A 14,992-nucleotide genomic window follows, 5' to 3' on the forward strand; every position below is an offset into this window, starting at 1 on the left:
ACCGCAGGCCTAAAAACTGTTGCGGTTAAGCGGAGTGCCGATCCATACGCCTTCGCTTCCAAGGTATTCTTTTTTTTCACCGTCCACAAGGAACTGCACATTTTCCACAGTGGGAAATGCCGTTGCGGTAAATACAATCTGCTGAAGCTGTCCGCGCAGGCCTTCTATTCCATAGCGGTTGAATTCAAAATCGCCGCTGAAATTCAAAGTGGCAACCCCGTTTTTTACGGAAGCTCCTATGAGCCGGGTGTTTTCGGAAACCAGCGAGCGGCATCCGGAATTTTCCTCGGCGACAATAGGTCCCTTTATCAGCGCATTCACGGCATCCACAAGCGGACTGTCTGATTTTTTCATCTCGCGGGTAACTTCCTTGCGGGAAACAGAGCCGTCGCTGTTTATTGACATAAAATACAGTTTGAGCTTCATTGTTGAATCCTTCGGGGGAGTTGAAACAGAAATTTCCTTTCTTACAGAAGCTTCTTTTTCAGTTTTCTTGGGAGCGGCCGGAAGCTCTTCCTGCTTTTCGAGCGCAGAAACTTCCTGCTGTTTTTTAGCTGTCTCGTTTTTGGGAATAATATTTTCAGCAGGCAGCTCAGGCTCGGATTCCTCAGTATGAGAGCCGATTCCATTCAAATCTATTTCGATAGTTTCAATAGGGGCAACCTCGTTTTTTTCGGAAACAGAGGCAGATTTCACTTCCGCCTTTTCCACGAACTCAGGAGTTTTCAGTCCGGTTTTATTGAAAAAACCTGTGGCCTTCAAATTGCCTGCAATTCTGTCCTGATTTACAAGAAAAATTATCAGAATCAGCAGAGCGGCCAAAAGCCACAGTGCAAGCCCGATTCCAGTTTTTTTGCCCTTTGTTTTTTTTTCTGCCATAAAAATCAGTATAAACCAGCCTTGTTAAATTTTCAATCAGCGCGACACAGCTCCAAGCATATTCAGCATTTTCTTAAAATCACAAAGCTTCCGGCTTCGACCCTGCGCGGAACAGAATCCACGGACAACGGACTTCCGCCTGAAACATCAACGCTGCCGCAGAATTCATCCGCATTGATTTCAACAGAAGAATTCGAAGCATTGAAATATATGCAGAAAATTCCAGCCGTGTATTTTGTTACGCCCGGAAAAATCGTCTGGACACTGCAATTTCTGTTTGCTCCAAACGTATCAGGATTTTCCCTGCGGAAAGCAATCAGCCCCTTGTACACATTGTAGACATCAGAGTAAAATTCCCTGAATTTCAGATTAATCTGATTTATTTCATCGCCGGAATTATAGCTGTTGTCGCATCCCTGCTTTGTGCGCAGAAATTCCTGTCCGCCGTTCAAAAATGGAGTTCCCTGCGAAAGAAGAATGTACGCAGCGGCAAGAATGTCCTGCTTTTTTACAGCCGCAAGCCCTTCATCTCCTATCGCATCAAAAAGATTTCCGCAAAACTCTGTGCGGTTCAAATACGAAATCGCAAGCTTGTCAAACAAAGTGAAGTTGTCGTGACATTCCACATACTGAATTGAAAGCCCGGGAATTTCCGACGGATTGCGGCTGTTCCTTCCATTTTTTCCGAGCAGCCCATTTTCAATTTCACAGTCGCAGAAAATTCCCTGAACCTGCCCTTTTGAAAATCCAGCGAATTCGCTTCCCTTTATAGCATCCCTGAAATCATCGTTGAATGCTCCCACACCGCAGTTTTTTCCGGCGGCAACAGAACCAGTGCATCCGTTTTTTACAGCGCAGGGGCCGCCTGTCCAGGGTTCCCCGTAGACCATTACGCACGAATCCACTTTTTTCAGCTCATTGAAAATTTCAAGCATCGTTTCCTGCTCCAAAACTCCCATCAGGTCAAAGCGGAATCCGTTTATGTGAAAATCGCGCATCCAGTGCAAAAGGGATGAAACCACATACTTTCTGACCATCTTGTGGTTAGTCGCAATTTCATTTCCGCAGCCGGAGCCATTTGAATAGTGACCGCCGCAAAGCCTGTAAAAATATTTTGGAACAGTCATATCGTAAATTGAATTTTTTTCTGTGCCGTCCGTATGATTGTAGACAACGTCCATTATCACTGCGATTCCCGCCTTGTGGAACGAGCGAACCATCTGCCTGAATTCTTTTGCAGCCTGAGCGCCCTCCGTGTAGCCCTGGGAAACGTAGCGGCCTTCTGGAACATTGAAGTGAAAAGGATTGTAGCCCCAGTTGTATGAGCTGTCCGAATTTTTCTGCGCGTAATCAAACACAGGAAGAAGCTGAACATGAGTAACGCCCAGATTCTTCAAGTGCGAAATAATTTCAGGATTTGCCAGCTCCAGAAATTTTCCAGTGGAATCAGGAGAAACCGCGCGGCTCCAGTCACGGACATGCATTTCATAAATCACAGCTTTTGAGTAATCAGTTTCCCCGAACGGATTGATGTATGAGTTTTCCCAGTCAGAAGGAACAGCGGCCGCATCGTCAATGCTGGCAATCTGAGAGGCAACAGAATCGGGGGAAGCCAGCGGATGCCATATATCAGCGGTCGTGTAAACTTCATTTCCAAAAGAAATTTCGTACTGATAATACGAAGCGTCCCCAACATCGCCCTTGAAGCACCACACACCTTTGTCTTCCCGGAGAAGATGCCTTGCGCCTGAAAAATTTTTGGCAGACGAATCTCTGAACAAAAGCAGGCGGACATTATCGGCAGAAGGCGCCCAGCATTTAAATGACGCGGCATTTCCGTCAAAGGTCAAGCCAAGGTCATCACCGTCATAATAAAAAAGGGAATCTATGGATTCCGCAGAATTCTGATTTGTATAATATTTTTTATCCACGCAAAAATTATATATTTTTTTCAGCAAATTTCAATCGACATAAATAAATGAAATTCGCCGCAAAATTATGCCCTTATTGACTCTTCATGGAGCGGAGATATTTTTTCTGCTCGGCTGTAATCCTGAAACTTTCCACGGCTTTCTGAATTGTCTTGTTGTGGCACCATTCGTCAAGGCGGCGCTCTTCGATTATTTTTATAGAACAGTCCCACTGCTTGGAAAGCGCAGTTGCAAAAAACCAGGAAACCATCATCTTCACATAATACTCGCAGGATTTTACAGAAGCCACAAGCTCCAGGTATTCAGGCTTAAAATCCGCATCAAGAAAAAAGCACATCAGCTGTTCTATTCCAAAACGGCACACATAAGTTTTTTCTGAAGAAATCCACTTTTTCACAAGCGGAAGAAGCTTTTCCTTGTTTTTGGAAAAAACTTTCGGGCGAATCATATCGCATGTTGCCCAGTTGTCTATGCACGGAAAAAAACGCTCAAGCTGAAAAATGCACTGCTCAAAATCAGAAATTCTTTCTATTAAAAATCCATGCAGATTATTTTCCTCATAGTAATCATGCGGCATTGAACTGAAAAAATCCTCAAGCGCAGAAGTGCCTTTGTTCTGGCGGTAAAATTCCGCGGAAAATTTTCTCAAGTCCGGGGTGCGCACTCCGATTATTTTTTCAGGAGAAACAGAAGGAATCAGGCGGGCATGAAATTTCTTGTATTCCATGTCCTGCATTTTAAAAAGCTGCTGCTGAATCTTTGTCATTTAAATCGATTTTAATTCAGCTGAAATAATTTTCCATGAGCCGTCTGCTTTTGAAAGCTCAACCCACGCATATTTTCCTTCGAGCAGTGGTCCTGGATTTATCACAGTTGTTTCACCCAAAGTGCAGATTGCCGCGCTTTCATGAATGTGGCCTGTAACAACCAAAAGCGGCTTATACTGCTCAATAAAATCTGAAAAAGCCTGGCTGCCAACGTGAACTCCGCCTGAAACACAGTCGCACAAAGTATTCTTCGGAGGATTGTGGCTGACCACAATCAGATTTTTCCATTCCTGAACACCCTGCTCTGTGACAATTTTTAAATCCGACATAAGCTCTTCCTCGGATTTTTCATTTGGAGTTGTGCCGGTGAATTTGCTTCCGCCGCCGCTGCCTGCAAACGCAAGACCTTCATGCATGACAAGCTGCCTTTCAACTGAAACATCGCGCTTTTCTGTTTCACCTATAAAATCAGGATTGTCGCAGTTTCCGATTACAGAAAAAATTGTATCGTGCTTGGAGCAGAGCTTTTCAAGAGCAGGAAGCCCCGTTTCCTCGCTGCCGAATTTTGCAAAATCTCCGGCAAAAACAACTCCGTCCGCCTGCTTAAAAAGCGAATCCATTTTATCAAGAATTTCCAAATTTCCATGCAAATCTGATATAATCAAAAAATTCATTTTAAACCTTCCTTAAAATTGCATACCGCAAAAACTCCAGTCCACAGGGATAAAATCAGTCCGCCATTATATTTCAGAAAGAACTTTCTTGAGTTTTTCCATCTGCTGTTTTGTGCCGATGCTTATGCGCAGAAAATCCTCAATGCCGGGAGTGTCAAAGCGGCGTATAAGAATTCCTGAATTTTTTACACGCTCGTAAACTGACTTTCCGCTTATTCCATCTTTTTTTGCAAAGACAAAATTTGTCCGGCTTTCTATGACAAACCAGTTTCTTGAGCGGAGAAATTCCGAAAATGAAATTCTTTCAGCGACAATTTTTTTTGCGTTCTTTTCATAATAGGAATAATTTTCACAGGCCGCCTTTCCGGCTGTCTGCGCCAGAAAATCAACCGGAAAATGATTAAAGGAATTTTTCACAGTGAAAACCGATTTTATAAGCTCCGGATTTGAAACTGCAAAGCCAAGCCTCATTCCGGCCAGAGAAAAACTTTTGCTGAATGTGCGCACAATAACAAGATTCTTATAATCCTTTAAAAGTCCAAGGCAGCTTTCTTCTGCAAAGTCAGCGTAGGCTTCGTCAACAACAAGAATTCTGTCAGATGGAATTTTTTTCAGGAGCTGCTCAATTTCCGCGTGGCTCAATGTAATTCCTGTGGGCGCATTTGGATTTGCAAGAATAATCGGGCTTCCGTTTTTTTCCGACTCATCCAGCATTTTTTCTGTGTCCAGGCTCCAGTCTTTTTTGAGCGGAATTTTCAGCATTGGAATATTGTAGAAACCGCAGTAAACCGGATAAAAGCTGTAAGTGAATTCAGGAAGAACAAGAGGATGCCTGCTTCCAAAAAAAGTATAGAAAATAAATGAAAGAACTTCATCGCTTCCATTTCCGCAGAAAATCATCTCAGGCGTAATTTCAAATGAAAGCTGTTTTTTTGCAGCCTCAGAATTGCAAAGCACACCGCCTGTTTTATTCAGCATATCGGCAAGTGCGCTTCTAAGCGACAGTGAATCTGGATCTGGATAAAGCCCGAGTTTTTTTCGCTGACGGCTCGCTGCTTTTTTTATTGCAGCTCCAACACGGCTGCACGGCGGATATGGATTTTCGTTCGCATTAAGCTTTATATATTCGCGATCCTTGGGCTGCTCGCCAGGAACATAAGGGTGAAGATTTTCTAAGCGTTCAGACAGCATTTTTCCTCTTAAAATTTTTACAGGAAGCACAAACTTCCATGGCAGGCAATGCGCGCTGAAAATGCCGCGGCTAAATCCAGCGCAGAACATACCGGAAAATTTTCAGGCTGACACAGAATAATTCCGGTGCAGATTATCTGCCCAGAGTGCCAGCCGGAATTTTTCCAAAACTACATCTTGAAATTTTTCAGTCTGCTGCAAGCTTCCTGAATATTTTCCCGGTGGCCAAAAGAGCTGAAACGTATAAAGCTTTCACCGCTCGGCCCGAATCCGGCTCCAGGGGTTACAACGACATTGCACTGGCTCAAAATCTGGTCAAAAACATCCCAGCTTTTTTTGCCCGGAAATTTAGCCCAGACATAGGGAGCATTTCCGCCGGAATAAACTTCAACTCCCATCGCGCGGAAATTTTCACTTTCCAGAGCAGAACGAATAAGGGCGGCATTTTCAAGATAATAGTCAATAGTCGCCTGCATTTCGCTCAGACCGATGGAATCCAGCGCAGCATATCCTCCTGCCTGAGAAATATTGCTTGCTCCGTTGAAAGCTGTGTTTGTTATTCTTGCCCACGCATCCGCAACTTTTGAGCCGTCGTCAAATTTCAGGTTTTCAGGAACTACGCACCATCCAAGACGAACTCCTGTAAATCCGGCTGGCTTTGAAAAAGACTGCATTTCTATTGCACAGTCCTTTGCGCCTTCAATTTCGTAGATTGACTTTGGAAGAGTTTTGTCACGGATAAAAGCAGAATACGCCGCATCAAAAAGAATTATGCAGCCATTTTCCTTTGCGAATTTTACAAGATTTTCAAGATTCTCTTTTGTGGCAACAGCTCCTGTCGGGTTGTTCGGAGAGCAGATATAAATCAGGCTGTTTTTCTTCACAACAGACAAATCCGGGAAAAACGAATTTTCAGGAAGACACGGCATATATGTTATGTCATTGAAGCCGCTCTCTGTTACAGGCTCTTTTCCGCCCGCGCCCGCCATAACAGTTCCATCAACATAAACAGGATAGGAAGGATCCTGAACGGCAACATTCACATCCGCGCCGAACATAGCCTGAAGCCTGCCCAGATCGCATTTTGCTCCGTCAGAAACAAAAACCTCGGATGGCTTTATCGCGCCGCCATAAATCGCCTGGGAAATACGCTCCCTGAGCCTGGGCATTCCCGCGCTGTCATCCTGGTAGCCTTCGTAGCCTTCCTTTGTGCCGAGGGCTTCAACAAACTGCTTCATTCCCTCGATGATGTGCGGAGTTATAGGCTCTGTGGTGTTCCCGATTCCAAGGCTGATTATTTTTGCCTCCGGGTGCTGCTCCTGAAATGCCTTGCGTCTTTTTGCGATTTCAGGGAAAAGATAGCCTTTTGCAAGATTGGTGTAGTTTTTGTTTTTCTTTATCATTTTTTTCAACTTCCTTTTTTCAGTTTTCGTAAGTCTATCATTTTTGCAGATTTGCTACAATGAAAAAAAAAGACATTCTCAAAAAATCGCCAGCGACGAATTTTCCGGGAATGTCCTTTTATATAGAAAACTAAAAAAGAAAGACGCGGTTAACGGCCTTTTACTTCACATGTTTCAACCATGTATCTGATTGAAATTCCAGTGTCATCCTCAAGTGTCTTTTTTACTACAAACACAAGGCTTTTTCCTGATTTGTCCGTGAAAATTCTTTCAATCTGGTAGGCAGTAATTCCAGGACGCTCAAAGTCCGGAGTTCCAACAGAAATAGATGAAAGTGTATTTCCGGATGAATCTTTCTTCAGCACTTCAATAAAAAATTTGGAGCGGCAGTTTTTTCCCTTTCCGTTGAAAACAGGTACAAGGCGCACATGATAAAAAATTCCGGACGAATCAGAGATTCCTTCAAAATCCTGAAACACAATTTCCTCTGTGGGAGCCTTTGTTTCCGACTCGCGCAGATAAAGAAGAGTTCCTGTTCCGGCCGGCTTTGAATTGTACTTTGAAATTTTCCAGCTGCATTTTTCCTTCAGGTTTTCGTAGGCTTCCCTTCCTGAAATGTCAAGCGAAGAATCCTTGAACTTGAAAATTTCACCTTTTACAAAATCATTGGCGGCAACATCAACAGTGTAGATTTCAGCCCACGGCTCATAGGTCTTGTCTGTTTTTCCGTACTGTCCAAAAAGGTAGTATTTTCCATCCTCGGAAAAGCCTATATCATCAAAGGAAGCGACATCCCCTGCAAACGCACTGCACACAGCAAAAAAAACAGAAAACATGCAAAGCAGTATTTTTTTCATTTTATTCCTCCCGAAAACAGCTTCCGACAAGCGGAAATTCCTGCATATAAATTTTCGGCACGCAAAGTCAAACCTTTAGAAAAGAATTCAGCATATCAGCGCCAAAAACACTTTCCGCCTTCCCTTGATAAAAAAAAAACGCTGAAGTATTCTTTAGGAATGACATTAAAGAACAAAAACAGAATTTTTCTTTTTTTATTTATATCCAGCGCAGTGATTTTTCTTTTTAACACCGCGCTTCTTTTTATTGCCGCCGCATCAAAATCAATCGTTCCGCCCACAAGCCCCATGCGCCCGTTTGTGCTTATTCCAAGGGGAAATTTGTGCGCCTATAATTTCAACTCGTCGCTGGCAGCAATACTGCTTTTCAGCCTTTCCGCGCCGGCTCTTTCCATTATAATTTTCAAGGGATTTGAAAAAACTTCGTCGCTCGAAATTCTGTTTTTTTCAGGATTCATAGTCAGCTGCATAACGGAGAGCGCAAGGATTTTTCTGCCGCTGTTCGGGTTCTGGAAGACAAATTCACTTTCGCTGATTTATATAGGAAGAATTGTCGCAGCCGGAAGATTTCTTGCCCCGATGAGCCTTTTTTTTGCGGCTGTTTTTTCCTCCGAGGAAGAGCTTCAGAATGCAGAGCGGAATATTTTTGTGCTGCTGGCTTCAACCTGCGCCTTCGGATTTTTCTATCCCATGGACACAACAATTACAACTTCAACCTGCACAGTTCTTTGGGGGTTCAGAAAATTTTTTGCGGCAATACGCGTGTTCATTGTAATAGTCACTGTTTTTTCAGTTCTGGCGGAAGCGTACTCAAAGGGAATAAAGGAAATCTACACAAAAGCGCTCGGGCTAGGAATTCTGTCGGCCGGCTACGGACTTTTGTGCAACACAGACTGCTGGCTGGAATTCATTGCGGCTGTCGCGCTGTACATTCCAGGAAGCATGATTTACCTGAAAACAATCCATTATCTTGAGAACACCTGGAACTGATTCACTCTGATGAAAATTTAAATGCGGAAGGCGGCAGAAAAAATTGGAAAATACTTATTGCTACAAAACTCCCATCGGTTATCTGACCATAGGGGACAATGGCAGCGCCATTACGAAAATCCAGCTTGAAAAAACAGAGAACACAGGAGAGGAAAGCGCCCTGGCAAAAAAAGCCCATGAGCAGCTCAGTGAATATTTTCAGGGAAAGCGCAGAGAATTTAATCTGCCTCTGGAAATGAAAGGAACTGAATTTCAAAAAAAAGTGTGGCAGGAGCTTTTAAAAATACCTTATGGCAGCACCTGTTCTTATAAAGATATTGCAATTCGAATCGGAAATGAAAATGCAGTCCGGGCTGTAGGCGGCGCTAATAATAAAAATGCCATTATGATTGTAGTTCCATGCCACAGAGTCGTGGGAATTTCAGGCGCGCTTACAGGATATGCATGCGGGCTGGATATAAAAAAGCACCTGTTAGACCTTGAAAAAAAATGGCCGCAAGAAAAAACAGACATATCATTAAGAGAACATTGATAATTCAGCGGCATTAATCAAACCTGCTTATTCTGATATTTCCTCTCCTTTTGCCTGAGGCGGCGATGGAGCAGGAACCGTAAATAAAAAATCAGAAAGAGGAACGGCTATGAAATATAACATAACCTATGAGCGGAAAAACAATGGCATAGAATGTATCTGCTATCAAAATTCCACACAGTGTTATCCCGAACATACACATGCAAATCATGTTACCATTGGCTACGTAAGAGATGGCGTTGTCTGCGTTACAATAGATAAAAAAGAATACGAATATCACCCAGGAGAATATTTTTGTATTATGCCCGACGTACCTCACAGAATTGGAACTAAAGAAAACACCCCGTACTCGATGATATGTCTGTGTATACTAAAAGATAAAATAATAAAAGGACAGCAAATCGATAAAAGCAAATTGCTGCATTTAAAGCAAATGATATGGACTAAACCAGAAAATCCCCTTGCCATTGAAGATATGGCGCAGGCTGCATCTATCAGTCCGTATCACATGATTCGGAAGTTTAAAAATGACTTTGGATTAACACCGCACCAATTTCAGATACAATGCCGGATCAGAAAAGCCCAGAAATTACTGGAAAATGGAAAAAGCGTAATCGAAGTAGCTTATGCCACAGGATTCTGCGACCAAAGCCACTTCGACCGCTGCTTCCGGAAAATCGTCGGATTAACTCCAAGAGCCTATAAGCAAGTTACAAGATAATGGACTCAGCATAAAGCCGGAATAAACTTTGCGAATAAGTAAAGTCCGTCTGTTCCGGCATTGACTTCATGAGGAATACCGGCTGGCATAATGGAAATTGTGCCGACTTCGTAACCGATTTTTTCGCCATTGTTGATGCATATTCCAGAACCTGCAATTACTTCATGTGTTTCTAACTGAGTTTCGTGAATATGGTTTCTGATGCTTTTGTTTGGCGCTATTCGAACCAGATGATAGCTGAATTTGCCGCCGGTTTCTTTGGAAGTGACGATATGCTTCAATTCTACACCTTCAAAGGTTGGATGCCTTGACCAGGGAATGTCTGCGAATTCCACAGATCTTCCGGGGTTTTTCAGAGTTCCGCTGTTGAATGATTCAAACAAATTGTTGTTCATAATTGTTATCTCCTTTTGATTTTAATAAATGCATTATAAAAGGATACGCAGAGAAAAAATTGGATAAAATTGCGGTTTTTGCATTTTTAAATAAATTTTTTGAGAATGAATCCATCAAAACACAACATCATCAATGCGCCAAAACTACAAATTTATAAACCTCAAAAAAAAACTTTCAGACAAGCACAAAACCTGCCCCCGAAGACATAAAATAAAAATGCGCAGAACCGTATTTCGTGCTATAATCAGGCAGAAGGGGGCAATGCCAAAACAAATGGCAATTTGTACCACTACGCGGGGAATAACCCTGTCAAGTATACAGATCCGGATGGAAGATGGGTACAAAATGATGATGGTTCTTATACAGCTGAATCTGGAGATACCCTTTGGGGATTATCTCAACTAACAGGAAGAGATTGGCATGATACAGATTATTCTGGGAAGCCTGAAGACCTTCAAGTCAATCAAACAGTTAGATTTAGATCAGAGTTTGATTTAAAGTTTGAAGGTACTAAAATATTATTTGATGTAACTGTAAATACCTGTACTGCTGGTTCACAGTTTTTAAAAAATATGGCCAATAATGGCTATACTGTAGCAACTGCGACATCAGTTCCATTAAAACTTTTAGATGATCCTTTTTTGCTTCGTGATGCTGAAACATTAAAATACTACGGAGAAAAAATTGGTAAAGCAGCACTTGTTTTAGCCTTTACATTTGATTTGTATGATGGGATAAAAACTGGTGTACAAACAAAATCATTTTGGCATGGAGCATATAAGACTACGACAGGTGCTCTATCTACTGGTGTAGGGTATCTTGTAGCAGGTGCAACATCACCTTTTATAACACCAGTAGGAGGAGTTTTTGCAGGAGTTGGAACTTCTTTAGTCCTTGATTATGGATTTAAGGGACTAGAAGATTTTATTTGGAGAAAACAATGAAAGTGATAAAATCATATTTTATTTCAATCGTTTGTATAATAATATCAATTTTTATGTTTTCTTTTTTTATTTTTTCAATTTTCTTCATAGATGAAGATAAATATAAGATTTTATTTGTTACTTTTTTTCTTGGCATTCTATTTTGCATTTTATCAACTTCAAAAATTGAATATGATGAAAAGCAGATATTTATAGAAATGTTTGTATGGAAAAAAATTATAATAATAAATCAGATAAAATCTATTACATATAGTGGTATACCTAATGCTTGTACATTGAATTGTTCCTCTGAAAAAATATATATGCCATTATTTTATCCCAAGAAGAAATTGCGAGAAATGCTGGAATTAATAAAAAAGAATAATCCAAAAATAAAAGTTATAAAAGAAATCGGATAATAATGAATATTTTTCTGAATCTTCTTTCCTCCCACAAATAGCAATTTGTGGGAAAAATCAAACTGACTCTTAAAACACTTGTAAAACGCTTGCAGCTTTGTAACGAAAGTTATATAATTTTCGTTACAAAGAATTTTTATGGAAAAAAATACACTTGTAAAACAGATAGAACTTAGCATAGCAGACTCATGCAACTCAGAGCCCGGACATGTTTTTTCTGCAATAGATTATGCTCATATTGGAGAATTAAACACCATTCACCAAATTTTTTCACGGCTCGAAAAAGACGGCAAAATTAAAAGAATTATGCAGGGGCTTTATTACGTTCCAAAATTCAGCAGGCTTTTGCAGGAATATGAAGAGCCTTCTCCACATGAGATTGCGCTTGCAATCGCACGAAAAAACCGCTGGTCTGTGGTTCCCGAGGGAAACACTGCTCTCAATCAGATGGGGCTTTCAGCTCAGGTCAGCGCAAAATGGAGCTATATCAGTTCCGGACCTTATGCAGATTTTACTTATAAAAATGTCAGGATTGAATTCAAACACAGAACTACGAAGCAGATTTCTGATATGAGCTATAAAACAAGTCTTTTAATTCAAGCCTTAAAATCAATCGGAAAAGACAATATCAGCAATGATGATTTGGAAAAACTGTCTGAAAAGTTTACGCCGGAAGAGAAAGAAAAAATTCTTGAAGAATCACGTTATATTACATCATGGATTTATGAGAAAATAAAAATTATTTGTAAAAGAAAAGAGGCTTCCAATGTATAAAACTGCCAGATATAGCGAAGATGACCTCAGAACGCTTTTCAGAAACACTTCTGTCAAAGCAGGGCTGAATGAAGCGATTATCGAAAAAGATTTTTGGGTGTGCCTTATGCTTAATTATCTTTTTCACAAGTGCGAATACAAGGATGGCTTTACTTTTAAAGGAGGAACAAGTCTTTCAAAATGCTTTAATCTTATTAAACGGTTTTCTGAAGACATTGACTTGATTTTAGACTGGCGCATTTTGGGCTACGGCTTAAATGAACCGTGGCAGGAAAGAAGCAATTCAAAGCAGGATAAATTTAATAAAGAAGCAAATGCAAGGGCGGAACTTTTCTTAAAAGAAACATTGCTTCCTGTTTTGCAGAATGATTTAAAAGAACTGCTTAATCTTAAAGACGCTTTTTATATTGATGATAAAGATGCCCAGACAATCTGTTTTAAATATCCTGCAATCTATAAGGATGATTCTATTTTGCAGATAATACGGCTTGAAATCGGAGCGTTGGCTGCCTGGACTCCATCTGTAGTAAAAAATGTAAAACCGTATGCAGCGGATTATTATCCAAAGATTTTTGAAACAGGAACATCAGCAGTCCGATGCACTTCGGTTGAACGTTCCTTTTGGGAAAAGGCAACGATTTTGCATCACGAGGCGAACAGACCAAAAGAGCTTCCCATGCCAAGGAGATATTCCAGACATTATTATGACCTTTATGTAATGGCTCATTCTGAATATAAAAATTCTGCATTCTCCCGGATAGATTTATTAAGAAAAGTCGCAGAATTTAAAATGAAGTTTTATCCTAGAAAATGGGCAGAATATGAAAACGCAAAAATAGGGACACTAAAACTTGTTCCGCCGGAATATCGCCTAAAAGCATTGCGTGAAGATTATGAGAATATGGAAGAAATGTTTTATTCAGATTTTCCTGATTTTGATAAACTGATGAAGTATATTTGCGAGCTTGAAAAAGAGATAAATTTGCTAAAATAATAAAACATAATATCATAGTATCTGCCATACAAATTTACTGCAAAGGAACTAGACGAAGAAACAGGACTTTATTATTATGGAGCTAGATATTTAGATCCTAAGTATTCAAGGTGGTTGAGTACTGATCCGGCGCTTGGGGAATACATACCGAAAGCGCCAATAAACGAGGAGGCAAAGAGATATAACCAGAATCTGCCGGGAATTGAAGGTGTGTTCAATCACATCAATGGCAATTTGTACCACTACGCGGGGAATAACCCGGTACGCTATATAGACCCCGATGGAAGGTACAGCTGGGAACAATTTAAATCAGATATGAAATTTGCTATAAAAACAGATTTCAATTTTGATTTTGGATATGACTGTACTCAATATGCAACTGCTGCTTGGGAGAAAGGAGATTATTTAAATGCAGCTAGTTGGGAAATAACAGCTACGATGGAAATGGGTTTAGATTTATTAACCTGTTACGGTGGTGCAAAGTTAGCTAGAATGGGTGTTACGGCTTTGCAAAATAGCAAAGTTGGGCAAATCGCAGTAAAAGCTTTTTCCATGCTAAGTGGAACTATATCTGCACTAAGTTCTTCTTCAACAGTTGTTTTAGGAAAATATTCAAGCGGAGCCTGTGGTGGATATACAAAAATGGCTGAGAAAATAGGTGCAAAGTGTTTCCAAATTCCACAGTCAATGTATAAATTATTGGAAAAATTTGGTATCGGTGAAAAATTAAATTCCGCATGGCTTAATGGGGGTTATGAATTCAGGAGCACGAATATTATTGAACTCAGACCCAACTGCCGCTTTGGCGACAAATACAGCATATGGTATGGAAATGCGAGTTTTACAAGATGCAGGTCACAAATTCATAAAAACTGTCGAACAGGGGATTGAATGTTGGGAGGCTTTAAAATAATGAATTATCTGCCAAATTTTAACGATTTGATTAATGTAGCAAATGTTTTTTGTAACAACTACAGTTATGAGATTAAACAACATTCAAATGGCGTAGAAAGTATGGGCTGTGCTTTTATCAACTTAGAAAATAAGAATTTTCCAAAACTGATATTTGAAATGGAGCGTTATATTATAGATTTCAAAGTAATGTATGGTAAAGAAACTATATCGCTACTAAGTATTTATAAATATCTCCATCCGACAGAGTTAGTAAGAAACTGTATCTCATACAGAAAAAAATCAAATTTCCGAAAATATTATATTTCAGATCAGATTAAATATTTTGATGACTTTATGAAAAATAAAGATAGTTTTGATGCCAACGATTTTCATGCATTTTATGAAAAATATCCACTTAATGTATGGAAATGGATAGAAGACTGATAGTTAACAATAGCCACTACATCTAGCGTTTTCACCCCGACTGAAAACGCGGTATTTTCCTCCCACAAATAGCAATTTGTGGGAATAGGCGCAGAAATCAGCAAAATTCCGGGAGAAGCAATTATTCAGAATTTTCGCTATAATAATTATAGACCTGCTATGAAATGTCAATTAGGTAATTGAGATTTAATTGCTTTTTCAGC

At 40.3% G+C, this 14,992-nt stretch carries 16 protein-coding genes and 1 pseudogene; 9 read left to right on the forward strand and 8 right to left on the reverse strand.

Annotated elements, in window-relative coordinates; genetic code table 11:
• Positions 1-9: 9 nt before the first annotated feature.
• The 7 genes from ACI4L0_RS06320 to ACI4L0_RS06350 form a co-directional block, all read right to left on the reverse strand.
• Positions 10-879 carry a GerMN domain-containing protein gene (locus ACI4L0_RS06320; RefSeq protein WP_439799324.1) on the reverse strand — a complete coding sequence of 290 codons (870 nt, stop codon included), beginning with the start codon at positions 877-879 and terminating at the stop codon, positions 10-12.
• Positions 880-941: 62 nt separating this feature from the next.
• A complete protein-coding gene (locus ACI4L0_RS06325) occupies positions 942-2,810 on the reverse strand; it encodes an alpha-amylase family glycosyl hydrolase (RefSeq protein WP_439799325.1) in 1,869 nt (622 codons plus the stop codon).
• Positions 2,811-2,883: 73 nt separating this feature from the next.
• Positions 2,884-3,576: a DNA alkylation repair protein gene (locus ACI4L0_RS06330; RefSeq protein WP_439799326.1), complete on the reverse strand. Its 693-nt coding sequence runs from the start codon at positions 3,574-3,576 to the stop codon at positions 2,884-2,886.
• Complete coding sequence (locus ACI4L0_RS06335; RefSeq protein WP_439799327.1) at positions 3,577-4,251, reverse strand: metallophosphoesterase family protein; 675 nt, start codon at positions 4,249-4,251, stop codon at positions 3,577-3,579.
• Positions 4,252-4,317: 66 nt separating this feature from the next.
• On the reverse strand, positions 4,318-5,442 hold the full coding sequence (gene hisC / locus ACI4L0_RS06340; RefSeq protein WP_439799328.1) for a histidinol-phosphate transaminase: 1,125 nt from the start codon (positions 5,440-5,442) through the stop codon (positions 4,318-4,320).
• 170 nt (positions 5,443-5,612) lie between these two features.
• Positions 5,613-6,845 (reverse strand): LL-diaminopimelate aminotransferase, encoded by a 1,233-nt coding sequence (locus ACI4L0_RS06345; protein ID WP_439799329.1) that lies wholly within the window; start codon positions 6,843-6,845, stop codon positions 5,613-5,615.
• A 149-nt stretch (positions 6,846-6,994) separates the two neighbouring features.
• Positions 6,995-7,702: a DUF2259 domain-containing protein gene (locus ACI4L0_RS06350; protein WP_439799330.1), complete on the reverse strand. Its 708-nt coding sequence runs from the start codon at positions 7,700-7,702 to the stop codon at positions 6,995-6,997.
• A gap of 159 nt (positions 7,703-7,861) precedes the next feature.
• Between ACI4L0_RS06350 and ACI4L0_RS06355 the strand changes: the two genes are divergently transcribed.
• The 3 genes from ACI4L0_RS06355 (at position 7,862) to ACI4L0_RS06365 (ending at position 9,945) form a co-directional block, all read left to right on the forward strand.
• Positions 7,862-8,692 (forward strand): hypothetical protein, encoded by an 831-nt coding sequence (locus ACI4L0_RS06355; RefSeq protein ID WP_439799331.1) that lies wholly within the window; start codon positions 7,862-7,864, stop codon positions 8,690-8,692.
• 43 nt (positions 8,693-8,735) lie between these two features.
• Complete coding sequence (locus ACI4L0_RS06360; RefSeq protein ID WP_439799332.1) at positions 8,736-9,224, forward strand: methylated-DNA--[protein]-cysteine S-methyltransferase; 489 nt, start codon at positions 8,736-8,738, stop codon at positions 9,222-9,224.
• A 109-nt stretch (positions 9,225-9,333) separates the two neighbouring features.
• Positions 9,334-9,945: a helix-turn-helix domain-containing protein gene (locus ACI4L0_RS06365; RefSeq protein ID WP_439799333.1), complete on the forward strand. Its 612-nt coding sequence runs from the start codon at positions 9,334-9,336 to the stop codon at positions 9,943-9,945.
• 5 nt (positions 9,946-9,950) lie between these two features.
• On the opposite strand, the gene ACI4L0_RS06370 is transcribed toward ACI4L0_RS06365, so the two are convergent.
• The gene (locus ACI4L0_RS06370) at positions 9,951-10,340 is read right to left on the reverse strand and encodes a cupin domain-containing protein (RefSeq protein ID WP_439799334.1); all 390 of its coding nucleotides are present in this window, start codon (positions 10,338-10,340) and stop codon (positions 9,951-9,953) included.
• A gap of 282 nt (positions 10,341-10,622) precedes the next feature.
• On the opposite strand from ACI4L0_RS06370, the gene ACI4L0_RS06375 reads away from it, so the two are divergent.
• From ACI4L0_RS06375 to ACI4L0_RS06400, 6 genes and pseudogenes are all read left to right on the forward strand, one after another.
• Complete coding sequence (locus ACI4L0_RS06375; protein ID WP_439799335.1) at positions 10,623-11,285, forward strand: hypothetical protein; 663 nt, start codon at positions 10,623-10,625, stop codon at positions 11,283-11,285.
• The gene (locus tag ACI4L0_RS06380; RefSeq protein WP_439799336.1) at positions 11,282-11,683 is read left to right on the forward strand and encodes a hypothetical protein; all 402 of its coding nucleotides are present in this window, start codon (positions 11,282-11,284) and stop codon (positions 11,681-11,683) included. Before ACI4L0_RS06375 ends, ACI4L0_RS06380 begins: the two co-directional genes overlap by 4 nt.
• Positions 11,684-11,821: 138 nt before the next feature.
• A complete protein-coding gene (locus tag ACI4L0_RS06385) occupies positions 11,822-12,457 on the forward strand; it encodes a DUF6088 family protein (protein ID WP_439799337.1) in 636 nt (211 codons plus the stop codon).
• Positions 12,450-13,451 (forward strand): nucleotidyl transferase AbiEii/AbiGii toxin family protein, encoded by a 1,002-nt coding sequence (locus ACI4L0_RS06390; protein ID WP_439799338.1) that lies wholly within the window; start codon positions 12,450-12,452, stop codon positions 13,449-13,451. The genes ACI4L0_RS06385 and ACI4L0_RS06390 overlap by 8 nt, the downstream gene beginning before the upstream one ends.
• Positions 13,452-13,472: 21 nt before the next feature.
• Positions 13,473-13,739: pseudogene (locus tag ACI4L0_RS06395) on the forward strand (RHS repeat-associated core domain-containing protein); the annotation flags it as partial.
• 624 nt (positions 13,740-14,363) lie between these two features.
• The gene (locus ACI4L0_RS06400; protein WP_439799339.1) at positions 14,364-14,789 is read left to right on the forward strand and encodes a hypothetical protein; all 426 of its coding nucleotides are present in this window, start codon (positions 14,364-14,366) and stop codon (positions 14,787-14,789) included.
• Positions 14,790-14,992 lie beyond the last annotated feature (203 nt).

The sequence above is a fragment of the Treponema sp. genome, assembly GCF_051883275.1.
Lineage (GTDB): Bacteria > Spirochaetota > Spirochaetia > Treponematales > Treponemataceae > Treponema_D.

Coding starts and splice junctions, on each gene's coding strand:
- ACI4L0_RS06365 (WP_439799333.1), top strand. CDS start 9,334: ATGAAATATAACATAACCTATGAGCGGAAAAACAATGGCATAGAATGT.
- ACI4L0_RS06320 (WP_439799324.1), bottom strand. CDS start 879: ATGGCAGAAAAAAAAACAAAGGGCAAAAAAACTGGAATCGGGCTTGCA.
- ACI4L0_RS06380 (WP_439799336.1), top strand. CDS start 11,282: ATGAAAGTGATAAAATCATATTTTATTTCAATCGTTTGTATAATAATA.
- ACI4L0_RS06345 (WP_439799329.1), bottom strand. CDS start 6,845: ATGATAAAGAAAAACAAAAACTACACCAATCTTGCAAAAGGCTATCTT.
- ACI4L0_RS06385 (WP_439799337.1), top strand. CDS start 11,822: ATGGAAAAAAATACACTTGTAAAACAGATAGAACTTAGCATAGCAGAC.
- ACI4L0_RS06330 (WP_439799326.1), bottom strand. CDS start 3,576: ATGACAAAGATTCAGCAGCAGCTTTTTAAAATGCAGGACATGGAATAC.
- ACI4L0_RS06370 (WP_439799334.1), bottom strand. CDS start 10,340: ATGAACAACAATTTGTTTGAATCATTCAACAGCGGAACTCTGAAAAAC.
- ACI4L0_RS06390 (WP_439799338.1), top strand. CDS start 12,450: ATGTATAAAACTGCCAGATATAGCGAAGATGACCTCAGAACGCTTTTC.
- ACI4L0_RS06335 (WP_439799327.1), bottom strand. CDS start 4,251: ATGAATTTTTTGATTATATCAGATTTGCATGGAAATTTGGAAATTCTT.
- ACI4L0_RS06400 (WP_439799339.1), top strand. CDS start 14,364: ATGAATTATCTGCCAAATTTTAACGATTTGATTAATGTAGCAAATGTT.
- ACI4L0_RS06350 (WP_439799330.1), bottom strand. CDS start 7,702: ATGAAAAAAATACTGCTTTGCATGTTTTCTGTTTTTTTTGCTGTGTGC.
- hisC (WP_439799328.1), bottom strand. CDS start 5,442: ATGCTGTCTGAACGCTTAGAAAATCTTCACCCTTATGTTCCTGGCGAG.
- ACI4L0_RS06355 (WP_439799331.1), top strand. CDS start 7,862: ATGACATTAAAGAACAAAAACAGAATTTTTCTTTTTTTATTTATATCC.